At 58.2% G+C, this 23,142-nt stretch carries 24 protein-coding genes; 5 read left to right on the forward strand and 19 right to left on the reverse strand.

Going from position 1 to position 23,142, the window contains the following annotated elements; all coding sequences use genetic code 11:
* Positions 1–8: 8 nt before the first annotated feature.
* Complete coding sequence (locus tag AC2FID_RS06235) at positions 9–932, forward strand: alpha/beta hydrolase (RefSeq protein ID WP_496835937.1); 924 nt, start codon at positions 9–11, stop codon at positions 930–932.
* A gap of 4 nt (positions 933–936) precedes the next feature.
* On the opposite strand, the gene AC2FID_RS06240 is transcribed toward AC2FID_RS06235, so the two are convergent.
* The 16 genes from AC2FID_RS06240 to AC2FID_RS06315 all read right to left on the reverse strand — a co-directional run bounded on the left by AC2FID_RS06240 (position 937) and on the right by AC2FID_RS06315 (position 18,394).
* Positions 937–1,773: an alkaline phosphatase family protein gene (locus AC2FID_RS06240; RefSeq protein WP_496720721.1), complete on the reverse strand. Its 837-nt coding sequence runs from the start codon at positions 1,771–1,773 to the stop codon at positions 937–939.
* Between the two features lie 158 nt (positions 1,774–1,931).
* Positions 1,932–3,569: an ABC transporter ATP-binding protein gene (locus tag AC2FID_RS06245; RefSeq protein WP_496835939.1), complete on the reverse strand. Its 1,638-nt coding sequence runs from the start codon at positions 3,567–3,569 to the stop codon at positions 1,932–1,934.
* Entirely contained in the window at positions 3,566–4,381 is an 816-nt protein-coding gene (locus AC2FID_RS06250; RefSeq protein ID WP_058275739.1) for an ABC transporter permease, read from the reverse strand. The genes AC2FID_RS06245 and AC2FID_RS06250 overlap by 4 nt, the downstream gene beginning before the upstream one ends.
* Complete coding sequence (locus tag AC2FID_RS06255) at positions 4,381–5,337, reverse strand: ABC transporter permease (protein ID WP_058276793.1); 957 nt, start codon at positions 5,335–5,337, stop codon at positions 4,381–4,383. Before AC2FID_RS06255 ends, AC2FID_RS06250 begins: the two co-directional genes overlap by 1 nt.
* A 15-nt stretch (positions 5,338–5,352) precedes the next feature.
* The gene (locus tag AC2FID_RS06260) at positions 5,353–6,939 is read right to left on the reverse strand and encodes an ABC transporter substrate-binding protein (RefSeq protein WP_108859350.1); all 1,587 of its coding nucleotides are present in this window, start codon (positions 6,937–6,939) and stop codon (positions 5,353–5,355) included.
* 125 nt (positions 6,940–7,064) lie between these two features.
* The gene (locus AC2FID_RS06265) at positions 7,065–9,059 is read right to left on the reverse strand and encodes a CocE/NonD family hydrolase (RefSeq protein ID WP_496835941.1); all 1,995 of its coding nucleotides are present in this window, start codon (positions 9,057–9,059) and stop codon (positions 7,065–7,067) included.
* Between the two features lie 51 nt (positions 9,060–9,110).
* On the reverse strand, positions 9,111–10,214 hold the full coding sequence (locus AC2FID_RS06270) for a glycerate kinase type-2 family protein (RefSeq protein WP_496835943.1): 1,104 nt from the start codon (positions 10,212–10,214) through the stop codon (positions 9,111–9,113).
* Positions 10,214–10,651: a D-aminoacyl-tRNA deacylase gene (gene dtd / locus AC2FID_RS06275; RefSeq protein WP_496835945.1), complete on the reverse strand. Its 438-nt coding sequence runs from the start codon at positions 10,649–10,651 to the stop codon at positions 10,214–10,216. The genes AC2FID_RS06270 and dtd overlap by 1 nt, the downstream gene beginning before the upstream one ends.
* Positions 10,652–10,676: 25 nt before the next feature.
* Complete coding sequence (locus AC2FID_RS06280) at positions 10,677–11,345, reverse strand: nitroreductase (RefSeq protein ID WP_496835946.1); 669 nt, start codon at positions 11,343–11,345, stop codon at positions 10,677–10,679.
* 80 nt (positions 11,346–11,425) lie between these two features.
* Positions 11,426–12,514 (reverse strand): TFIIB-type zinc finger domain-containing protein, encoded by a 1,089-nt coding sequence (locus AC2FID_RS06285; protein WP_472723188.1) that lies wholly within the window; start codon positions 12,512–12,514, stop codon positions 11,426–11,428.
* Complete coding sequence (locus AC2FID_RS06290; protein ID WP_496835813.1) at positions 12,511–13,053, reverse strand: hypothetical protein; 543 nt, start codon at positions 13,051–13,053, stop codon at positions 12,511–12,513. The genes AC2FID_RS06285 and AC2FID_RS06290 overlap by 4 nt, the downstream gene beginning before the upstream one ends.
* Positions 13,054–13,057: 4 nt before the next feature.
* Positions 13,058–14,203 (reverse strand): SPFH domain-containing protein, encoded by a 1,146-nt coding sequence (locus tag AC2FID_RS06295; RefSeq protein ID WP_282168907.1) that lies wholly within the window; start codon positions 14,201–14,203, stop codon positions 13,058–13,060.
* Between the two features lie 21 nt (positions 14,204–14,224).
* On the reverse strand, positions 14,225–15,145 hold the full coding sequence (locus AC2FID_RS06300; RefSeq protein ID WP_282119213.1) for a DUF2927 domain-containing protein: 921 nt from the start codon (positions 15,143–15,145) through the stop codon (positions 14,225–14,227).
* 49 nt (positions 15,146–15,194) lie between these two features.
* Complete coding sequence (locus AC2FID_RS06305; RefSeq protein WP_058275612.1) at positions 15,195–16,385, reverse strand: toxic anion resistance protein; 1,191 nt, start codon at positions 16,383–16,385, stop codon at positions 15,195–15,197.
* A 29-nt stretch (positions 16,386–16,414) separates the two neighbouring features.
* The gene (locus AC2FID_RS06310) at positions 16,415–17,329 is read right to left on the reverse strand and encodes a 5-bromo-4-chloroindolyl phosphate hydrolysis family protein (protein WP_496835948.1); all 915 of its coding nucleotides are present in this window, start codon (positions 17,327–17,329) and stop codon (positions 16,415–16,417) included.
* Positions 17,330–17,503: 174 nt separating this feature from the next.
* Positions 17,504–18,394 carry a pseudouridine synthase gene (locus AC2FID_RS06315; RefSeq protein WP_496835950.1) on the reverse strand — a complete coding sequence of 297 codons (891 nt, stop codon included), beginning with the start codon at positions 18,392–18,394 and terminating at the stop codon, positions 17,504–17,506.
* Here AC2FID_RS06315 and AC2FID_RS06320 point away from each other — a divergent pair.
* Complete coding sequence (locus AC2FID_RS06320) at positions 18,375–18,824, forward strand: nucleoside deaminase (protein ID WP_496835952.1); 450 nt, start codon at positions 18,375–18,377, stop codon at positions 18,822–18,824. The two genes, AC2FID_RS06315 and AC2FID_RS06320, sit on opposite strands and share 20 nt — an antisense overlap.
* A 2-nt stretch (positions 18,825–18,826) precedes the next feature.
* Here the strand turns inward: AC2FID_RS06320 and AC2FID_RS06325 are convergent, their stop codons facing one another.
* On the reverse strand, positions 18,827–19,519 hold the full coding sequence (locus AC2FID_RS06325; RefSeq protein ID WP_496835953.1) for a metal-dependent hydrolase: 693 nt from the start codon (positions 19,517–19,519) through the stop codon (positions 18,827–18,829).
* Positions 19,520–19,579: 60 nt separating this feature from the next.
* Between AC2FID_RS06325 and AC2FID_RS06330 the strand changes: the two genes are divergently transcribed.
* Positions 19,580–20,236 carry a ceramidase domain-containing protein gene (locus AC2FID_RS06330; RefSeq protein ID WP_496755125.1) on the forward strand — a complete coding sequence of 219 codons (657 nt, stop codon included), beginning with the start codon at positions 19,580–19,582 and terminating at the stop codon, positions 20,234–20,236.
* Here AC2FID_RS06330 and AC2FID_RS06335 read toward each other — a convergent pair.
* Positions 20,227–20,790: a DUF4202 domain-containing protein gene (locus AC2FID_RS06335; protein WP_496755122.1), complete on the reverse strand. Its 564-nt coding sequence runs from the start codon at positions 20,788–20,790 to the stop codon at positions 20,227–20,229. The genes AC2FID_RS06330 and AC2FID_RS06335 overlap by 10 nt on opposite strands.
* A 141-nt stretch (positions 20,791–20,931) precedes the next feature.
* On the reverse strand, positions 20,932–21,096 hold the full coding sequence (locus AC2FID_RS06340; RefSeq protein ID WP_186437502.1) for a hypothetical protein: 165 nt from the start codon (positions 21,094–21,096) through the stop codon (positions 20,932–20,934).
* Between the two features lie 236 nt (positions 21,097–21,332).
* On the opposite strand from AC2FID_RS06340, the gene gatC reads away from it, so the two are divergent.
* Both gatC and gatA read left to right on the forward strand, forming a co-directional pair.
* Positions 21,333–21,620, forward strand: coding sequence for an Asp-tRNA(Asn)/Glu-tRNA(Gln) amidotransferase subunit GatC (gene gatC / locus AC2FID_RS06345; protein ID WP_058275619.1), 288 nt, complete (start codon positions 21,333–21,335; stop codon positions 21,618–21,620).
* Positions 21,621–21,623: 3 nt separating this feature from the next.
* Positions 21,624–23,111 carry an Asp-tRNA(Asn)/Glu-tRNA(Gln) amidotransferase subunit GatA gene (gene gatA, locus AC2FID_RS06350; RefSeq protein ID WP_496704703.1) on the forward strand — a complete coding sequence of 496 codons (1,488 nt, stop codon included), beginning with the start codon at positions 21,624–21,626 and terminating at the stop codon, positions 23,109–23,111.
* Positions 23,112–23,142: the final 31 nt, after the last annotated feature.

The raw sequence follows: 23,142 nt of genomic DNA on the forward strand, positions 1-23,142 counted from the left end.
GAGGAAACATGGATTATGAACGTCTGATTGATGAAGAGACTTGGGCGTTCATAAAACGAACGGCTGAAAGCTATCCCGATGATGCGGTCGAACAGTCGATCGAGGATCAGCGCCGGGTGTACGACACGATGTGTCGCGACTTTCGCCAACCCCGCCCGCAGGGGGTCGAGACTGAGGACAGGCAGGCATTTGGCGTGCCTGTCCGTGTCTACAATGCGGGTCAGCCGACGCGAACCGTCACTTATTTTCATGGTGGCGGATTTGTTGTTGGAGGTCTGGACAGCCACGATGATGTTTGCGCCGAGATCTGCGCGCAGACCGGATATCGGGTTGTGGCCGTGGACTACCGTCTGTGTCCCGAACATGTCCACCCGGCGCAATTTCAGGACAGCTGGAATGTGACAAACTGGGTGGCGCAGGAATTCGGCGACCCGATTGTCCTTGCGGGTGACAGTGCCGGTGGCAACCTGGCGGCCGCAGTCGCCCAATACGGACGAGGTAAGTTGGACCATGTGCTGGGTCAGGTCCTGATCTACCCCGGTTTGGGTGGTGACAGCACGAAAGGGTCGTATATAGAGCACGCTCACGCGCCGCTTTTGACGCTGGATGAGATTCAGTTCTACGAAAAAGTGCGTTGTGGTGGTGATGTCCCGCAAGATGATCCGACCTTCGCGCCGCTTCACGACACGGATTTCTCGGGCCTGCCGCCAACCGTGGTGGTGACCGCAGATTGCGATCCGCTGCGAGATGACGGTTCCGCCTATTGCGACAAGATTTCCGCTGCCGGAGGGCAGGCGCATTGGATCAACGAGCCGGGTCTCGTTCATGGATATCTGCGCGCGCGTATCAGTGTTAAGCGCGCAGCAGACAGTTTTGAGAGGATTTCGGTCGCGATCGAGGCGCTGGGCCAGCAGATCTGGCCCTACGATTGATCTCTCACTTCAGGAACGGTTTCGCCTTCATCGTTGCGGCAATGGGCGCGCCCATGCGATTCAGGATCGTAGGCGCCAGCTGTAGCTGGTCGATTACCGTGTCGACCTCGGGGCCTTCCGCGTCGCCAAAGTAGTACAGTGCCGTTTCCTGTTGCAGCGGGCCGCGCCCGCCGTGATGACCGCGTTCGTCCTGGCCGTGATCGGCGGTCACGATGACCTCATAGCCCAGTTGCCGCCAACGCGGGATGAAGGGGGCCAGCATCTCATCCGCGACGAAACAAGCGTGGTCCATCTCTTCGCAATCATGGTAGAAACGGTGCCCCATACTGTCCAATGTGCAAGCATGCAGCAGGCCGTAGTCCAGCCCGTGACGCAGGCAAAGGTTGGTCAGAGTGGCATAGAGATCCACGTCGGACGGGGTCATCTGATTAGCTTTGCCATAGCCGGTCATGGTGTGAAAGCGACCGTGGTTGATTGTCTTGCTCTCAGGCTCATCATATTCGATGTCGCGGACGTAATCGAACGGGTGGCGGTTGAAGAACTGCGACCAATAACTGTGGGTGACAGCGCCGGTTACACCGCCAGCTTCACAGACCTGGCTGAAGACGTCCTTATGGCCTAGGCGAAAGACATTGCCGTTGCCGGTACAGCCATGCTCCTGTGGTGTGACACCGGTGTGGATTGAGGCATAGCAGCTGGCGGATGTGGACGGCAGAACAGCGCGCAGTTTCCACACGCGCGCCTCACCGCTGTCGACCCAACCTTCAAGGTTACCGAACAACCGTCGGAAATTGCGCCACGGAACACCGTCCAGGATGATAAGGAGTAGTTTGCGGTCCATGTCTTTGGCCTTTTGACTAAATTTTTCGGGCGACCCTAGGGGATTCGCGATCAGGGGTCTGCCCGTTCACGCCTCCAATAGCAAAATCCCGACACCTGTCATCGAACAAGGCGCCGGGATTTCAATTTTTCACTTAACTGTCACGGAAAGGGCAGGGGTCAGTTCCCGGCGCTTTCCATTTTGCGGTGGGCAACGACCTCTTCCAGCCAACCCAGATGCATCTCGGGGACGGAACTGAGCAGCAGGTCGGTATAGTCGTCGAACGGCGGGCTCAGCACCTCGCTTTTCGACCCATAGCGAACCACCCGACCCTGATACATCACCGCGATACTATCGCTGATCGCGCGCACCGTCGCCAGATCGTGGGTGATGAACAGGTATGCCACGTCCTCGATCTTTTGCAGGTCCAACAGCAGTTTCAGGATGCCGTCCGCCACCAGTGGATCAAGTGCCGAGGTGACCTCGTCACAGATGATCATCTTGGGCTTGGCTGCCAGCGACCGTGCGATACAGACACGCTGTTTCTGACCACCTGACAGTTCCGCCGGATAGCGGTCCATGTACTTTTCGCCCAGTTCGATCTCATCCAACAGCTCGACGATCCGCTTGCGTTTTTCGGCACCGCGCATGTTGAAGTAGAACTCCAGCGGGCGTCCGATGATTGTACCAACCGTCTGGCGTGGGTTCATTGCCACGTCGGCCATCTGGTAGATCATCTGCAACTCGCGCAGGTCTTCACGGCTGCGGCCTTTCAGATCGCCACTAAGCTTGCGGCCAGCAAAGGTGATCTCACCATCGCGCGGCGGCAGCAAGCCTGTGATCACCCGTGCCAGTGTCGACTTGCCCGAGCCGGATTCGCCGACGACGGCCAGTGTCTGCCCAGGATGAAGTTCGACATTAACGTTGTGTAGCACGTCGAAATTCAAACCCTTGTAGCGCGCGGTGATACCTTCGACGCTCAAAACCGCATCCGGTGTGGGCTTTTTCTCTTCGTGCTCGATCGAGCGGACCGAGACCAGCGCCTTGGTATACTCTTCCTGCGGGTTGTTGATGATCTGGTCGGTATTGCCATACTCGACCGTATTGCCCATCCGCAGAACCATGATGTCATCACTGACCTGAGCGACAACGGCGAGGTCATGCGTGATATAGAGCGCAGCAACGCCAGTATCGCGAATGGCCTCTTTGATCGCCATCAGAACGTCGATCTGAGTGGTCACATCCAGTGCTGTGGTCGGTTCATCAAACACCACAAGATCAGGCTCGGGGCACAGCGCCAGCGCCGTCATGCAACGCTGTAGCTGACCACCCGAGACCTGGTGCGGGTAACGATCACCGATATTGTCCGGATCGGGCAGCCCTAGCTTGGCGAAAAGTTCCCGCGCACGGCCTTCGGCCTCTTTACGCGAAAACTTCTTATGTTCGACCGCAGCTTCGACCACCTGATCCATGATCTTCTTCGCCGGGTTAAACGACGCGGCCGCGGATTGCGAGACATAGGCAACTTCGCCCCCACGCAGATTGCGGATATCGCTATGCGGGGTTTTTAGAATGTCGCGCCCGTTGACCCAGACTTCGCCACCGGTTAGTTCGACACCACCGCGGCCATAAGCCATGGACGCCAAACCGATGGTCGATTTACCGGCGCCCGATTCACCGATCAGCCCCAACACTTTACCGCGTTCGAGGTCAAAGCTGACCCCGTGCACGATTTCGATGTCATGGGGCTTTTCGCCGGGCGGATAGACGGTCGCGCCGATCTTGAGGTTGCGGACCTTGAGAAGGGTATCACTCATCCCCGGCCTCCTTTCAGCGATGTGGTACGGTTCAGAACCCAGTCAGCCACAAGGTTGACCGAGATGGCGAGCGTTGCAATAGCCACAGCAGGGTACAATGCCGCGCCGATGCCATAGACGATCCCGTCCTTGTTTTCCTTCACGATGCCACCCCAGTCCGCCAACGGCGGCTGAACGCCCAGACCCAGGAACGACAGGGTCGAGATGAACAGGACCATGAAGATGAACCGCAGCCCGAATTCAGCCACCAGAGGCGACAGAGCGTTTGGCAGGATTTCCCGGAAGATGATCCAGCGACGACCTTCACCGCGCAGCTTTGCGGCTTCGACATAGTCCATCACATTGATGTCCACGGCGACCGATCGAGACAGTCGGTAAGGACGTGTGGCGTCCAACAGCCCCATCACAAGGATCAGGATCGGAACGGTCACCGGAACAATCGCCAGGATAACCAGTGCCAGGATCAGCGTTGGGATCGACATGATCAGGTCAACCATCCGGCTAAGCGCCTGGTCAGCCCAACCACCCAAAACCGCAGCCAATAGGCCCAGCGAAGTGCCTGTGATAAAGCTGAGGATCGTAGCCATCGCAGCGATAAAGATTGTCGTGCGACCACCATAGATCATGCGTGTCAGCAGATCGCGCCCGATATTGTCCGTGCCCAGCAGATGCTCGGCGCTTGACGGTTCCCACACATCACCGACCACTTCGGCCATTCCGTAAGGGGCGATCAGCGGGGCTGCGATGGCTATGAAAAAGTACAGTCCGGTGAAAAACAGACCGACGGCGGCCGAAATAGGAATGTTCTTCATCATTTCGGATGCCTCAGTCTTGGGTTGGCAAGGATAGACACAATATCGGCAACCATGTTGAGCCCGATATAGACCGCGGCAAAGACGACGCCGCAGGCCAGAACGACTGGCACGTCACGCTTGGTCACCGAATCCACCAGATATTGCCCCATGCCGGGATATACGAACACCACTTCAACAACGACGACGCCCACAACCAGATAGGCCAGGTTCAGCATCACAACGTTGACAATGGGGGAAATCGCGTTGGGAAACGCGTGGCGCGCAATGACCTGAAAATTCGAGAGGCCTTTCAGTTCGGCCGTTTCGATGTAGGCCGATTGCATCAGGTTCAGGATCGCAGCGCGGGTCATTCGCATCATCTGCGCCAGAACAACCAGTGTCAGAACGAAGGCAGGCAAGGCGATGGCATTGAGCTTTTGCCCGAAGGACATTGTGTCGTTGATCATTGCGAGTGAGGAGAACCAGCCCAGTTTCACTGAGACGAAGTAGATCACCACGTAACCGATCAGGAATTCCGGGATCGAAACCGTTGTCAGGGTGATGGCAGAAATCAGTTTGTCAGGCCAGCGGTTGCGGTACCGAACGGCCAGAAGGCCTAGAAAGATAGCTAGCGGCACGGAAACCACGGCTGCAGCACATGCAAGGAACAGGGTGTTCCCTAAGCGCTTTCCGATGCTTTCTGCGATGTCGAGTTTGTTGGTCAAAGACTGACCCAGATCGCCCTGCAGGATGCCGCCCAACCATTCGAAATATCGGGTTAGAGCGGGACGGTTGAGGCCCATTTCCTCGCGCAGGTTTGCCAGCGCCTCGGGGGTTGCGGATTGGCCAAGGACCGCTTGCGCAGCGTCCCCAGGCAGGGCTTCGGTGAGGCCGAAAATCAGAGCCGATGCACCGAAGAGAAGCAGGAGTCCCAGAGCAAGGCGCTGGGAAACCAGTTTGATGATAGGATGCATTATCCGTGGGCCCTATCAGGCGAACCACATCTTGCGTGACATGTTGCCATTCATCATCTCTTGGGTTGGGTCGCTTTCCCAACCTTCGAGCTGATTGGTGACGCCTTCGACAAAATCGTTGAACATCGGGCAGATCAGACCGCCCTGGTCGCGGACCATCATGCCCATTTTGCTGTAGATGTCCTTGCGTTTGTCGTTGTCCAGTTCGGCCCGTGCTGCAAACAGCATTTCGTCGAACTCTGGCACCTTGAAGCGGGTGTCGTTCCAGTCGGCAGTCGACAGATACGCTGTCGCGTACATCTGATCCTGCACCGGACGGCCACCCCAATAGGATGCGCAGAACGGCTGAACGTTCCAGACCTCGGACCAATAGCCATCGTTGGGCTCGCGCTTGATTTCCAGCGGGATACCGGCCTGAGCCGCGCTTTGCTGGAACAGGGCCGCTGCGTCAACGGCACCCGGGAAGGCGCCATCTGCAACACGCAGGATGATCGGCGAACCGTCATGGCCCGACTTCGCATAGTGTTCTGCCGCCTTTTCAAGGCTGAAGTCGCGTTGCGGGATAGAGCCGTCAAACAGCGGGTATGCCGCATTGATCGGCATGTCGTTGCCAATTGTGCCGTAGCCGCGCAGAACCTTGTCGACCAAGTCCTGGCGGTTGATTGCGTGTTTTAGCGCCAGCCGCAGTTCGTTGTTGTCGAACGGCGCGGTGTCGCAATGCATGATGAACACATAATGTCCACGGCCGGCGGTCGAGTGCACCGTCAAGTTCGGGGCGCGGCCCAGCAGATCGGCAACCTTTGGTTCAACGCGGTTGATCGCATGAACCTGACCGGACTGCAGAGCAGCCGTACGGGCAGTCGCATCGTTGATGACAATCACTTCGACGCTGTCAAAATTGCCGAAATCGGGGTTCCAGTGGTTGGCGAACTTCTTGAACACGTGGCGTACGCCGGGCTCGTCGACTTCCAACTGGTATGGTCCGGTGCCAATGCCCGCACCTGGGTTTTCCATTCCACCATCAGGCTGAATGATCAGGTGATAGTCGGCCATCAGATAAGGCAAGTCGGCATTTGGCTCGGTCAGTGTGACCTGGAAATTGTCGCCATCGGCCTTCATTGACTCGATGCCCTTCATGATACCCAGGGCACCGGACTTGGAGTCTTCGTTCGAGTGGCGCTCCATGGTTTTCAGCACGTCTTCGCTGGTCATGGTCTTGCCGTTGTGGAATTCGACGCCCTGACGCAGTTTGAACGTCCAAACTTTGGCGTCCGCGCTGCCTTCGACGGCTTCAGCCAGGCGCGGCTCGATCGACCCGTCGGGCGCAACTTCCACAAGCTGGTCACCGAATTGTTTGCCGTTCTGGAACGGCACCGAGCTGGCATAGGTCGCCGGATCCAGCGAGTTGGTGGATTCGCCGCCTTGCAAGCCAAATTTTAGGTCGCCGCCCTTCTTCGGTCCTGCCGCGCGCGCAGCGTCAGCGAACATGGTGCTGGCCATCGCCGCCGACACACCCAGAGCCGCCGCTTTCCCCATGAATTCGCGACGGGTCAGTTTGCCCGCAGTGACCTGACCGGCCATGTGAGTGAGTTGTTCGTTCATTTAGTGATCTCCCAGTTGATTGAATTTCAGCCCTTCCCGGGCATTTTTATTGACGCATGAGTCAAGTTAGGCGCATTTCGGTCTACCGAGCAAGGACAAATGTCTGACCTTTGGCCACCAAAATATCACATCTGGTTTCGTGGAACGGCGTCCTCCGTTTGTTTAGAGAATACCAAGGTTTCGTTTTCAAAGGCACTTATTTGCGCCTTAAGAAAAAAGCTCTCTCGATCCGACCACATTTCGCAGGATGTTTCCGTGCGCAGGTCTATCCCGTCCCGACTGATCTCCTGTGTCCAGCGGCACTGCCCGTGGGCGGATAGCGGGTCGTCGGGGTGGATGGTCCAGCGTTCATATGCAGTGCCACCATGCGTAAGCCCGTGGTGATTGTCCGTTACGCGACCGAAATCGTCTTCGATGATCAATCGGGTTTCACCTGAATTCAAGTCAGTCTCCACCCGGCGAGAGTTGCTGCTGTCCCGCAGGGTCGTCACATCAATCGGGGTTTCAGAATCGGGCGGCTGAAACACATGCTCATCATCACCCGCGGTCGGCCGGTTCGGGATCGTGATCGTACCACCTGTCAGGTGCAGTTCGACGGGTTCAGGCGCTGGCCAGATCAGCGGCCAATACGCGCTGGACACAGCCACCCGCACGCGATGCCCTTTGGGAACGCGATAGGCGATGTGATCCAAGTCCAATGAGATTTCGTAGGGTTTTCCAAGTGTCAACGGAGTTGGTTGCGCGTGGCTGTCTCGGTGCGACAGGTTCAGAACGCCATAGGTGATCCGGGTTGAGGCCCCGTCCGGATGGATATGATTTAGCCGCACCGCAATCTGTGCTTGCGGTCGGTCGGCACTGACATTCAGGCAAATGCGCGGAGCGCCGACAATATCAAGATCTTCCGACAAAGGCGGGCCATCGAAACAGGCGGACAACGCATCATCGGCGCGCTGATCGCCGGGCATGTCCGGGCCCAGCCAAATTGCGCAAAACTCGCCGCTGTCCATGCCGCAGGTTTGGGGTGACCGGATCCGCGTGTCCAGCGGATCATCTTGCCCGAGGCCACCGTTCGACAGGTTCAAAGTTAGGTTGGACAAATGCGAGGTCGCGCCGGCTTGCTCGCTGATCCAGCGCCCGGGTCTGTTGTTGTACCACCGCTTTGGGCGGACGCCGTCCATCAGATACGCTCGATAGTCTGGGTCGGTTTCAACGCCGCTTTCCAGACCCTTCAGCCAATGATCCCACCAACGCAGCGACTCTTGAAGAAAACCGATCCTCGGTTCGGGCACTGCGAAATGCGGGTACTTGTGCACCCATGGCCCCACGATTCCCTTGACCGGAGCGCTAAGCTGTTCGACCAGCAGCGGCACGGTGTTCTTGTACGCGTCACCCCAGCCGCCTATGGCCAAAGTCGCCGCGCGGATCGCGCTGAAGTCTTCGCAGACAGAGCCATGCTGCCAATAGGCGTCGCGCGTCTGGTGGCGCAGCCAGACCGAGGGTAGGAACGGTTGGTTTTCCAAACGCTCAAGCCATAACTCCCGCCAGTTGGGGCGCAGCGTAGGGTCCGGTGCGCGGGATGAGTACGACCACATGGTCGCGCCCCAACCCAGGTTTTCATTCAGCAAACATCCACCCTTAAAGTGGATGTCGTCTGCGTAACGATCTGCGGTTGAACACAGAGTGATAATTGCTTTCAGCGGCGCGGGTTGAAGGGCGGCAACCTGAAGCGCGTTGAACCCGCCCCAGCTGATTCCCATCATCCCAACGGTGCCCGAACACCACGGCTGATCCGCCAGCCATTGAATTGTGGAAACGGCATCATCCAGCTCTTGCTGGGTGTACTCGTCTTCCATCAACCCTTCGCTGTCTCCATTGCCGCGCATGTCCACACGAATGCAAGCATAGCCGCGTTTGGCAAACCATGGATGGGTCAGGGCATCGCGCGTCGCCGTGCCGTCTCGCTTCCGATAGGGCAGGAATTCCAGAATGGCCGGAACGGGGTTGCTGTCCGCATCCACCGGGCGCCAGACACGCGCTGAAAGACGACATCCATCCGGCATCACTATGCCGACATCCGGTAGATCTTCGATATCGCATAGCGAATTGGGCGAGCGAGTCATTTCGGAAGTCTTTCGGTCTTTGTCTTTTTGCAACGTACTAAAATCGTCAAATCACTGTTTGATTGCGACAACAAGGTCCATCACGTTCGTTCCGGTTGGGCCTGTCACCAGCAAAGCTCCGGCCTTGTCCAGAAAACTGCCACTGTCTGCCTGCTGCAAGGCGGTATCGGCCCCTTTGCCCCAAGTTTTGCCGTCGACTACGGCTCCGGCCGCATTGGTTGGACCATCGGTGCCATCGGTACCACCGACAACAACAGTCAAGTTTGGTGTTCCAGCTATTTCCCGGGCGAGTGCCAGCGCCAACGCCTGATTGCGCCCGCCACGGCCCGGCTTGTCCGGCAAAACCACCGTTGGTTCGCCGCCGAAAACCATGACACCGTGGGGCATATCCCTCAGGCGCTTCCCCAGATTGGATGCGATTTGCAAGAAGTCGTCATGCAGGCATTCTTCGTCAGCCAGCACTTGCAAACCGTCTCGGCGCGCCATTTCTGCGGCCGCCGAGCGTGCATGGGCGTTCGAAGCAACGATCGTGGTCGAGGCGTCAAATTTGTAAGTGTCAGACAATGCGCCAATTCCCGATCCGATGACGTTCAGGTCGTCCCCGGGCACATCCGAGATTGCCAGAACGGTCGCTTTGGCCCCGTTGAAATGAGACAACAGCCCGCCGCCCTTGATCCGCGACAGCTTTCGACGCTCGGCATTCATTGCGGTGATATCCAAACCTTCGGCCAGCAGCCTTGTGTTCAATTGCGCCAGATCTGCCAAAGAGTTACCCGGCAGTAAGTCCTCTGCCAAGGATGATGCCCCGCCCGAAACAAGCACTAGCACATGGGAATCTGGTGCCATCGTCTCGATCGCTTCGCGCAGGGCGCGGCCTCCGTCCAGGCTGCGTGTATCCGGAACTGGATGAGAGGCTTCGATCAACTGCACATGTTCCGGCAGGTCGCGCCCATGATCGTCCTTGGTGACAACCAACGTCGGACGCGGGCCGAAATGGTCCAATGCCGCGCTGGCCATCGCTGCGGCTGCCTTGCCGACGGCCAGAATCCGGTCGGGCGTTTGGACCTCATCCAGAGCAGCTTTGGTGGCTCGTTTTCCGTCAACCGCATCAACACCGGCCTGCCAAATGCGAATTGCCTGTTGCCTTTGGTCCATCAGCTTTCCATCCAAATTGTGACCGGTCCATCATTGACCAGCTCTACCGCCATATCGGCCCCGAACTGCCCGGTTTCGACGGGCACGCCATGGGTCTGCAACCGCCGCGCAAACTCTTCATAGAGGCGCTGCCCCACATCAGGCGGGGCGGCCTCGGAAAATCCCGGCCGGTTCCCGCGCGAGGTATCGGCGGCCAGCGTGAACTGGCTGATCACCAACGCCGAGCCACCCACATCCACGACAGAGCGGTTCATCTTGCCGGTGTCATCTTTGAAAATACGCAGCTTTGAAACCTTGGCCGCCAGTTGTTCGACCTTTTGTTCGTCGTCACCCTTCATCGCACAGACCAGGATCATCAACCCCGGGCCGGACTTTCCAACCGTTTGTCCGTCAACCGAGACTTTTGCCCGGGATATTCTCTGTAGTAGTGCACGCAAATCTGTTCTCCGTTTGGTGGCGTGGTTATCCGACCCAACGAGCGATCTCGTCCAGATCGGCCCGGTCGGTTCGAAACCCGTTCGCAGGGTGGTCTGCATCCGAGTATCCGAATGAGATTGCGCACAAGATCAACCGATCATCGGGAATGTCGAAATACCGGTGCAGAAACTTGCCATAGCTGGCCACGGCGGCCTGAGGGATTGAGGCCACTCCCAAGGCTTGCGCGGCGAGGGTGAAAGCCATGACAAAACCTCCGCAGTCCATTGCTCCGTAAGGGCCAAGGTCGGCAGGGCTTGAGATGATCGCACAATGCGGCGCACCGAAAAGGGCAAAGTTTTCCATCATTTGCTTGGCCGAACCGGCGCGGTCCCCGCGCTGCACGCCCACGGCTTCGTATAATGCCCAGCCACATTCGCGACGTCGTTCCTGATAGATACCGGTATACGCCGTCGGGAACGGCAGGTCGGGTTCCGGTGCGGCGGTCACGACTTCGTTTTGAAGTGCTTTTCGAAAAGCGTCAGTCTCGGCTCCACTGGTGATCACGATGTTCCAGGGTTGCGCATTGCACCAGCTGGGGGCACGTGACGCACAGGTCAGAATCTGTTCGATCTGGTCCTTGGGAACGGGTTCAGGTCGGAACGCCCGGCAAGAATGTCGCTCAGCCAGCAATCGATCCAAATCGGATAGCGTCACACTGCTCTCCCCTTCGTGCAGACGAGGCGCAGGATGGCGTCAGGTTCGGCGATATTCAAGCGGTTAAAAGGGGACAGGTGCTACTGCTGACCAGTTGCCATGAGGTATCCGACACCCGCTGCAACCAGCAGACCCAACACAACAGCGATCGTGATCTTGATAGCGGACCAAGGGCGTTCGCCCTGAACACGCCCCGTTCTGCCGTTCACAACGAAACGATAGGTCTGGCCCCTGTATTTGTATGCGGCCAGCCAGACAGGTAGTAAAATATGTTTGAAGGTTACATTTTGCACATCCGTGTCGATTGCGTGAATGCGCTGCCGGTCTCCGCCGATATCAAAACGCACATCCCGCTCAATTACGCGGGCCATATGCCCGCGCGCTTCGGTATACCCGTCCTGCAATTCGACTGTATAAGCCTCGGCCCGGAATCCCGCCAGATACTCCGGCTGGTAAGGTTCAAGCGCCGGCAAGTCCCAGGGTTCCAATGCGTCAGTATAGCGTTTCGGCAATGACTGGGATGCCAGCACAAGAACATCGTCAAAGAACCGGGCAACCCGACCGGATTTTGGGGACCACCGCACCTTTGCCACCTGCTGTTGCACGCGCTTGCCGTCACGCATGACGGTCCGGGTCTCGTAATACACCGTGCCCCGCTCGCCGCGATAAGCTGACTTGGTATCCGCGTCGAAGGTCCAGTAGGGGACGTAAATCCCCTGCATCTTGCGACCTTTGCGGGCGTAATCCTTCAACCCGTTGGGCGCGAACCACAACTTGCCAAGCCAGCTCGACATCGCCTTATGAGCCGACCGTTCATCCAGAGCAAAGGGCAACACGCCTTTTGGCTTGATATGCCGGTTAACTCCCGTCTCCGTGACTACCGGAGTGGCACAGAACGGGCATTCGGCCGCATGGGTGTTCGGGTCAAACTCGACCTCAGCTGCGCAGTTCGGGCAGGACAGAACCCGCGTTTCTTCGATCTCTGCTTCCGGCAGCTTGTTCGCCAGCGCTGCGTTGAAATCCAGTTCTTTCAGGCTGGCACCGCCCCACGGTCCGGCGCCTATGGATTCCGAATGCCCGCAATGATCGCAGGTCAGGGTCCCGTTGCCCGGATTGAACCGATAGTCCGAGCCGCATTGCTCGCAGGGAAAGCGGTGTTCGTCTGTCATTGCTTTGCCTCGATTGGAGGGGCGATTTTTCCGGGGCCGATAATCAGGCGCACGATTATTGCCGCGACGATGCAGATCAGGATGAAATGGAAGGAGTTCTGAGCAAACCGCCACCAATCGTAATCAGTCAATAGATCGCTTACTTCTAACGTACCAATGCCGTCGCCATAGCCGGACGTGGTCTTTGGATCATGTGCCTGACGCCAGCCCCTGTAACGGCTAAAAGCAACTGAAACAGTCACGAGAACGAACCCGATTCCTGCGCCCCAACAGGCTGCTCGGACATAACCAACCTTGCGCCGCATCATGACGCGCAAAAACGGCTTGACGAACAGCCAGCAAATGAAAAGAGAAATAGGCAACCCAAATAACGCATACCAAAAAACAAGGGACAGCGAGTTCAGGTCAAGGCCGCTTCGATATTCGTTTGAGAAAACTGGTACGCCAATAACGCCGACCCACCCCAAAAGCGCAGACAGCTTGACCGCGCACGCGATATCGCGTTGGGAATATGGAGCCATTTGATCGGCGTTAGCCACAGGGTTAGGCCCCAGGAGGCGGCGGGGGCAGGATGGTAAACAGCTGCGCAAGCTCCTGCACGTCGCCCGCTTTTTTCCACCCGTCCTGACCGGCGGTCCAGACATGGGTATCCCGGGTGATCTCACCATCAGTCGCCATGCGGCCCATCTTGGCCTTGGAAAACGGCCCGCTGGTCTGCCCTTCCACTGCGATATGCCACACATGCTCAACCGGAGGAGGGGGCGGTGCCGCATGTGCGGTCGGTTGCGAGGCAGCGGGGGCGGAACCGCCCCACGGTCCGCTTGGTTGACCCGCTGCCATGTTTGCCATCTGGTTGGCCATCGCCATGCCCATACCCATGCCTAGGCCTGCACCCATGCCGCCGCCCTGACCGGGGTTGTTGGCTGCTGCGGTCATCGCTTCGGCGGCGGAATACTGGGTGAACTTGCCCAGATCGCCTGCCAATCCCATCGACGTCCGCTTGTCCAACGCAGCCTCGACCGCAGGCGGCAGCGAGATGTTTTCGATGTAGAATTCCGGCATCTCCAACCCGTAACCTTCTAGAACGGGCGAGACCTCGGCCGCAATCAGCTTGCCCAGATCGGCGGTGTTGGCGGCCATGTCCAGCACCGGAATGCCCGACCCGGCAATTACGCGGCTGAACTCCTGCACGATGATGTTACGGATCTGAAAGCTGATCTCATCCATGGTGAATTCACCATCGGTGCCGACGATTTCAATCAGGAACTTCGCGGGGTCCTTGACCCGGACCGTGTATGTGCCAAAGGCGCGGATACGGGTCGGACCGAACTCCGGGTCGCGCAACATGATCGGGTTCTTGGTGCCCCATTTTAGATCATTGAACCGCGTCGTGTTGACGAAATAGATCTCAGACTTGAAGGGCGATTGAAACCCGTGATCCCAATGCTGCAGCGTCGTCAGGATCGGCATGTTGTTGGTCTCAAGCATGTAGAGGCCGGGCGTGAATACATCCGCCAATTGCCCTTCGTGCACGAACACCGCTGCCTGTCCTTCGCGCACCGTCAGTTTGGCGCCGTACTTGATGGCATGTCCTTCACGCTCGAACCGCCAGACCATGGTGTCACGGGTGTCGTCGACCCAGTGAATGACGTCGATAAACTCTCCGGTCAGAAAATCGAAAATACCCATTGGGGTCTCCTTTTCTTGGGCTCAGAGCTGCTGGCCCATCAATTCGCGTGCAATAATCCGTACCACGGGGCGGGCGTCCTCGGCTGTCACACCGGGTTCAAGGCGCGGGTCATAAAGCATTGTCAGAAGTTTCTCGTCATGGCTGGTCAACAGCGCAAACTCGTCATTGTCGTTGAATATCGACGGTCGTGCCGCCGGGCTGTCATTGGATAATCCAAGCCCCTGCGCAATTTCTTCGTGGATGCAGCTGCGCCGGGTGAGGTCCGGCAGTTCAGCCCGGATGAGCGTGACAGCCCGCACAAATTTATACGGTGAGGTATTGGTCGGAGACGCAAAAACAAGACAGTCAATATTGGCGCGCGGGTTTGCAACCAAGTCCAGTGAAGGCGTGCTGATGCCAGGGATTAGCTGTTTCAGGCGTTTGACCACATAGGCGCTGTCATCTTTGCCTGCAAAGAAGACATGGAAATTGGCCTTGCGATTGACGACCGAGATTGGATGATCCGTCAATTTGCTCAGCCGTTCCGCAAACGCTTCGACGTCGGCGGAGTCTTTTGCGCGTATCTCGGGTGCCACGGACGGGGCGAACTCGGTCTGAATTCGCACAGGTCCTGCCCACCGGCTAAGCTGTCCGTCCGTTCGCCGAATGCGTGTAGTTACAGCGTGATCGGGGTATTCGCTGTAAAAGGCTATGGCCTCGAAATTGCGGGCCAGATCATCGGCATCATAGGGTGTGTCGGGCCCGCCTCCGTCCACGCGCAACATATCGCGGGTCAGTAGGTCACGTTCGACCCGCTGATAGAACCGGGCCAGATCCTGACTTGCCGCAGACGGGGGAACATAAGCATTGGGTGCTGGTGCAGGTGCCACCGGGCGCGGTTGCGGCACAACGGACGACGTCAGCGCCTCATCACAATTGGCCAGCGCTAACAGCGCCACCATACCCAACAAGGGTTTCAGATATCCCGGCACCTGCACGTCCAGCCCGCCTTTAGCTCGAAACCGCAGTTCCAGCGTTGTCGCCGACGCCGTCTTTGCGCGCCTTGGCAGAGGCAAGGGTGTCGCGCAGCTCGGTCTCCATCTTCTGCAGTTCCTGTTCGGCTGCGGCGCGTTTGGCCTTGCCTTCGTCAGCAATTGCAAGACTTTCGTTGATCGTACCGATCAGGTCGGCATTGGCTTGCTTGACCGCTTCGATATCAAACACACCGCGCTCCATTTCCTCGCGGATCATCTTGTTCGACTCACGCAGGTTCGCCGCGTTCGAGGTCAGCAGCTCATTCGTCAGGTCATTCGCATCGCGCACGGCTGCAGCCGCCTCGGCGCTACGCTGGATGGTGACGGCCTGCGCCAGTTGCGTTTCCCACAAAGGCACTGTGTTGACGAGGGTTGAGTTGATCTTGGTCACCAGCGACTTGTCATTTTCCTGCACCAATCGGATCGAGGGCAGCGATTGCATCGTCACCTGTCGCGTCAGCTTCAGGTCGTGAACACGCCGTTCCAGATCATCCCGCGCTGCGCGCAGGTCACGCAGCTCCTGTGCTTTCATAACTTGTTGGTCTTCGGGCGCGGCCTGAACTTCGGCTTCTTTTTCGGGGATGTTCTGGCTGTCCAGCTCGGTCAGTTTTTCTTCACCTGCTGCGATATACAGCGCAAGCTCGTCATAAAAGCCCAGCGTCTTTTCATACAACAGGTCCAGCGACTTGATGTCTTTCAGCAGCGTATGTTCGTGGCCCAGCAAGTCGTCGGTGATCCTGTCGATCTGCCCCTGAACGTCTTCAAACTTGGCAGTAAACTGGGCGAAAGGTGCAGCCTTGCCCAACAACTTTTCCCACCAGCTGCGTTCGCGCCGGACGTCCAGCTCACTGACTGAAAACCCACGGATCGTCGTGACGATATTGCGCAGACTGTCCCCGGCAGGTCCGACATCTTTGTTGCGGACATCCGCCAGCATGGCCTGGCTGATTTCCTGCAATTCCGCCTGGGCAGACGATCCGAACGCGACGATGGAATTGGTGTTATCCATGTCGATCTCATCCATCCGCTTGCGGATTTCGGCGCTGACAGGTTCGTCGGCTTCCTCAAGCAAGACGATTTCGGCGGTCGGGTCGGGCAGGGTGACAGCGGTCACTTCCTGCACCAGCGTTTCAGCCTCGACCGCCTTGTTCTTGATGTCATCGGACATGGGGTAATCCTCTCTCAAATTGTGGCCGGTCAGTCCAACCGGACGCCTTCGCGTTGCAGCCTTTCGCGCAACACATCAATTTCAACCGTCAGATCACTGCGGTCGTCCAAAAGCAACTTGCGGGTACGCGCCGCGAAATTCTGTTCAAGATCATCCAGGAGGGACGAATAATCCTCCAGCGCCTGGGCATCGCGGGTGCGGGCATAAACGTCAGCAAACTTGACCGTCGCGTCACGCGCGCCCTTTAAGTAAACGGTCAGGTATTTACGCGCACCGGCCAGATCGCGGGGGTCTTCCTCGACCGTGCGGAACAGGTCGCGGGCGGTATCCTGAAAACGTTCAACCCGGGCTTCGATCCTGCGGTCGCCAGCGCGTTTGATGGCGTCGGTCATCTCGGACAGATGTGTTTCAGCATCTTCCACGACGCGGGCAACGCGATCTTGCTGGAAAGTGTCGATGCCTTCCATGCCTTTGTCAGTCATCGGATCAATTCCGAAAGAGACGGAGTGCAGGACGCTGGCCATCAAGCCGAACAGAATCGGGGCGATCAGACTGGCCTCAGACGCTGCGGCTGCATCCAGATATTCGGTGCGATAAGCGGCCAATCCGACGCCAAGTCCGGTCAATAGGCTGGAGAATATCTTTCTGGGAAACGCCGGGCGACGGGCTGTGCGGCGAGCGTTGTAGGCGGATTCGGCCCGCAGCCCTTCGCGCAGCAGAAATGCTGCGGCTGTCAAAAGACCCGCTGCGATCAGGCCGATCGTCAATCCGACGGCCCCGTCGTTCAGCGACAGAAAAACCAAGGGAACAGCCGGAAGAAACAACAGGTTAGCGCGCGCCCCGGCCGGTTCGACCCGAGCAACGTCAAACTGTCCGCGCGGAGGTTGATTCGGAGACGAGGAGTCGTCCTGTGGGCTGAATTTCCCGCCATACCGTTTGGCCATGTGCTTACAAGCCTCCCAACACGCCGGTGCAGACGCCGAACATCAGCATCAACAACACGACATAGGCCAGTTTTTGCACTCCGGTCCCGGACATGGCGCCCCCCAAAAATGTCCCTTGGGGAAATCTAGGCCATGAGAGGCCGTGGCGCTAGGGGGAAGGTTGCCTAACCTGCGTCACTTGCGAGGTTTCTTGCCGATCGGGGGCCGATTTCGCTGTGGGCGAGCGGGTCGTTTGACCGGCGCTTCGGGCTCGGCTTCCAACCCCAGTTGATCGCGCATGACCCGTCGGCGGATCTCTTCGACTTCGCCGGGTTTCAGGCTTCCCAGCTGGAAGGGGCCGTAGGACACTCGCAGTAGCCGGTTCACCGCAAAACCGATATCTTCTATCGCACGCCGAATTTCACGGTTCTTGCCTTCGCGCAGACCGATTGTCAGCCAGGCATTCGCGCCTTGTTGACGGTCCAGCGTGACGTCCATCGGCAAAAAGCGTTCCCCATCGATCACAAGCCCTTTACGAAGCGGTGCAAAATCCTCGTCCTTAGGGCGGCCATTTACCCGCACGCGGTATTTGCGTAGCCACCCGGTCGAGGGCAGTTCCAACTTGCGCTTGATGCCGCCATCATTGGTCAACAGCAGCAACCCTTCCGAGTTCAGGTCCAACCGCCCAACGCTCATGACCCGGGGCATATCCTCGGGCAGTTTGTCGAATACCGTCGCGCGTCCTTTTTCGTCACGTGTCGTTGTCACCAGACCCGAAGGCTTGTGATACAGCCACAGGCGCGAAGGTTCCGGTTCCGACACCGGTTTGCCGTCGACAAAGATCTTGTCCTTGGCGGTGACGTTCAGCGCAGGGCTGTCGATGGTCTTGCCGTTTACACTCACACGACCTGCTTCGATCATGCGTTCAGCTTCACGGCGCGAGGCAACGCCTGCGCGGGCAAGGACTTTGGCGATCCGGTCGCCTGGAGGAGGGGTTTTGGTCATCCGCAGCCCATAGCGCATCCCGGCCGCTTGCGAAAGACAGGTTTCTGTTGCAGTCAGAGGCATGGTGTTCAGATCGCACATGGATAAGGCGCTGGTTGAAGCGCGCGCTGCGGCGGATCGCGGCGAGGTGCCTGTGGGCGCTGTTATTGCCGGCCCCGATGGCGTGATCGTGGCCTCTGCGGGTAACCGAACACGAGAACTGAACGATCCCACCGCCCATGCCGAGATACTGGCCCTGCGTGCTGCATGCGCCGCAGCCGGATCCGAACGTCTGCCCGATCACGATCTCTATGTGACGCTAGAGCCTTGCGCGATGTGTGCGGCGGCTCTGGCAGCGGCGCGTATCCGGCGCATCTATTACGGGGCCGCCGATCCGAAATCAGGCGGCGTTGCTCATGGCGCGCGGGTTTTCACCCATACACAAGCACACCACGTGCCAGAGGTTTACGACGGCATCCGAGGGCAGGAGGCCGTCGAGCTTTTGAAAGAGTTCTTCGCCGCGCGGCGTTAACCTCAAAGAGTAATGGCCTTCATCACCTCGGGTTCGATGACATCGACCCCCGGCAACCCGTCGACCAGCGCCTGAGCTGATTGTTCGAGGATTGGGAAGGTCTTGTAGTGGCAGGGAATCACGGTCTTGAAGTTGAAGTACCGCTTGGATGCATATGCGGCGCCCTTCATGTCCATCGTGAAATGACCGCCTGCCGACAGGATCCCGATATCGGGTTTGTAGTAATCCCCCATCCAATCCATATCGGCCATGATGTCGGTATCGCCCGAGACATACAGCATGCGCCCGTCCGAGGCGATCATGAACCCAACCTCGCTGCCGCCAGTACGCAGCCCGTCAGGGGTAGAAAAGGTCGAGCTGTGCGAGGCTGGCACCATCGACACTTTGACGCCGTTCAGGTTCACGGTGCCGCCCTTGTTGTAGCCGATAGTTTCCAGCCCCTCGGACTCGCTCCAATACCCCATCAGGTCGTATTGTCCGACCACGGGGACGTTCAGGTGCTTGGCCAGCGACACGACATCGGCGACGTGATCGAAATGTGTATGCGTCAGAAGGATATGAGTCGCACCGTTTAGAGCGTCATCATGCTGTTCCTCGGACAAGACTGGGTTACCCGTCAGCCAGGGGTCGACCAGCAGAACCTGTCCGCCGGTTTCGATGCGGAAACTGCCGTGTCCCAGCCAAATGATGTTCATGAATTCATCCTCCCAAAACAAACTGTTGGCATTAACTTAGCATCGGCTATGTAAAAGTTCATGGACTGGTTTCAGGAAATTGATGGCTATTGCGAGCGCTTGTCGCCCGCCTATTGGGCCGAACCGATAAACGCGGTGACAAACGCGGCGTTTCTGATTGCGGCATTTGTCATGTGGCTGCGCGTGCGCGGGCAGGGGATGCCGTTGGCGATGGTGCTGGTCGTCATTCTCGCCGCTATCGGGGTCGGCAGTTACCTGTTCCATACCCACGCGCAGGTCTGGGCCGCCATGGCGGATGTTCTGCCGATTTTGCTATACATCCTAGTCTACATCTTCGCGATCAACCGGGACGTCTGGCACATGCGTCCGCTTGCGGCCGGGATCGTGACGGCGCTGTTCATTCCCTATGCCGCGGCGACGGTGCCCCTGTTTCAGTTGGTTCCGGGTTTGGGTGGGTCAGCAGCCTATGCCCCGGTGCCGCTGCTGATCTTGATCTATGCGTTTCTTTTGCGCCACCGGGTGCCGGACACCGCCCGTGGTCTGGCCATCGGGGCGATGATCCTGATCGCCTCGATCACCTTTCGTGCGCTGGACGAACCCATATGCGGGCAGATCCCGTTTGGCACGCATTTCATGTGGCACATCCTGAATGCCCTCATGCTGGGCTGGATGATCGAGGTGTATCGTAGGCACCTGACCCGCGCGGCTCAGGCCTGAAACGCTGCGGCCAGTTCTGCGGGCAGGTCAAATTCAGACAGCACGCGTGCGCGGCCTTGATCCGACATCTTGCGCGCGGTTTTCTCGACGATGCTTTGGATTTTCTCGGCCGAGTGCTTTTCGGCGAACGGTGCGAAATACCATTTAAGGAAAACGAAACAGATCACATCCTCCAGCGCCTGCACCTCGTCGTCACGCTTGATGCCCTGTTTGCGCAGCATCCGACCGGCAGATTCCACATCATCGGAAGAGTAGCTGTTCTGCTCCATAAGCCCCATCACGACCTCGGCGTGGTGGACGCCCTGCGCCTTGCGCCAGGCCAGATATCCAGCGCGACCTTCGGGGAATTTACTGCGCGCCAGTTTCCACCGCTCCACATGCTGACCCCGCGCTGCAATCTGCAACGGGTCAGAGGCGTCCGGGAACAACCTGTCCAACTCGGCGCTCATGCGCTGACCATAAAGCAGTTCAGTGGGCTGGCCGTCTTCGAGGTTGGGGTCGTGTGAGTTGGCCGCATCAATTGCGTCCAGAACAGCTTGCTTGCGCGCGTCCATCTTCCGCTCCGTTGGCTTGCCGGGTCTGCAGGGCAGGCCGGCGGGTTACTTGTGGACCACCGTAGCGATACGCCGCGCGGAACGCAGCAGGCAATTGCCGGGCCGGGGCATTTGGACCCAACCCGGTTTTTGCGGGCTAAATTACTTGCCCGGTTTGTTCTGATCCTGAGTGACAGGTTCCGACACCTGATCGGGGAAAATCAGGCTGCGGGTCAGGGTGTCCATGCTTGGGCCAAAAGCGCCCGCCTGAGCTTGCGCAGCAAGAACCGTAGTGGCCAGTACAAAGGCAGTCATGAACGTTTTCATCGTTTTTCTCCATATAAGGCTGTGCCGTATCATATGAAATGAACAGTTCAGTTCAGTATTTCAAGATGCGAAGTGAACTAATTGGTTCATTTTTTGCATGGGAGTAATTAGAAATGAATGATCGGACAGGATTTATGGACCTTTGCCATGCGCTCAAGGGTAGATCAGCGCCTTGGCGGTCTTGCGACCCGGCGACCAGACAGGTAAATGCCCCCTAACGCATATGAGGATATCCGATGTCGATTGACCAAAGCAACGCCGCCAAGGTGGCCAAACTGGCCCGGATCAAGGTCGAGGATGACGCGCTGCCTGCGCTGGCATCCGAATTCAACACCATCCTTGGCTTCATCGAACAACTCAACGAGGTTGATGTCGAAGGTGTCGAACCGATGGTTTCGGTCGAGCCGATGCGCCTGAAACGCCGCGAGGATGTGGTCACTGACGGCAACCAGCAAGACAAGGTTCTGGCCAATGCCCCTGATGCGCGCGAAGGGTTCTTCGCTGTTCCCAAAGTTGTGGAGTAAGACATGAGCGATCTGAACAAACTGGGCCTGGCCGAAGCGCGCGACGCACTGCGCGCTGGCGACGTAACCTCTGTCGAGCTGACCGAATCCTGCCTGAAGGCGATCGATGACGCCGACGCGCTGAACGCTTTTGTACATAAGACGCCCGAAATCGCGCTGGAACGCGCCAAGGCGGCGGATGAGCGGATCAAAGCAGGCGATGCGCCGTCGATGTGCGGCCTGCCAATTGGCATCAAGGATCTGTTTTGCACCAAAGGCGTACCCTCGCAGGCGGCTTCTAAAATCCTCGAAGGTTTCAAGCCCGAATACGAATCTACTGTGTCTCTGCAGCTGGCAGACGCAGGCGCGGTTATGCTGGGCAAGCTGAACATGGACGAATTCGCCATGGGCTCGTCTAACGAAACTTCCGTGTACGGCAACGCGGTCAGCCCGTGGCGCCGCGGCAATGACGATGCGCAACTGACACCCGGTGGATCGTCCGGTGGGTCGGCCTCGGCCGTCGCGGCCGATCTTTGTCTGGCCGCCACCGGCACCGATACCGGCGGCTCGATCCGCCAGCCTGCTGCATTTGTTGGCATTACTGGCATCAAGCCGACCTATGGTCGTTGCTCGCGCTGGGGCATCGTTGCGTTTGCTTCTTCATTGGATCAAGCCGGGCCGATGACCAAGAACGTGCGCGACGCTGCGATCATGCTCGAGACGATGTGTGGTCACGACCCCAAGGATTCGACCAGCACCGAACTGGCCGTGCCGAATTTTGAGGCGATGCTGACCGGCGATATCAAAGGCAAGAAGATCGGTATCCCCAAAGAATACCGCATGGAAGGCATGCCTGCCGAGATCGAAAAGCTGTGGGCCGAAGGCGCCGAGATGCTGAAAGCAGCAGGCGCCGAGATCGTCGACATTTCGCTGCCGCACACCAAGTATGCGCTGCCCGCATACTACGTGATTGCACCGGCCGAGGCGTCCTCGAACCTCGCCCGCTACGACGGTGTCCGCTATGGCCGCCGCGCGCAGCTGGCACAGGGCGACGGCATCACCGAGATGTACGAAAAAACCCGCGCCGAAGGCTTTGGCCACGAAGTACAGCGCCGGGTCATGATCGGCACCTATGTTCTGTCGGCAGGGTTTTACGATGCATATTATAACCGCGCCCGTAAGGTGCGGACACTGATCAAGAAAGACTTCGAAGATGTCTTCGCCGCAGGGATCGACGCAATCCTGACGCCTGCTACCCCGTCGGCGTCCTTTGGTCTGGGCGAGATGACCGAGGCGGACCCGGTGCAGATGTACCTCAACGACGTCTTTACCGTGACAGTGAACCTTGCCGGTTTGCCCGGTATCTCGGTTCCCGCAGGTTTGGACCAACAGGGATTGCCGCTGGGTCTGCAGCTGATCGGCCGCCCGTGGGAAGAAGGCGATTTGCTGAACACAGCTTATGCGTTGGAAAGTGCCGCCGGATTTGTGGCCAAGCCGGGCAAATGGTGGTAATCCTCGGATCAGGCAAGACCAGCTAAAACGG

It is taken from the genome of Ruegeria sp. CDSC068 (assembly GCF_059610545.1).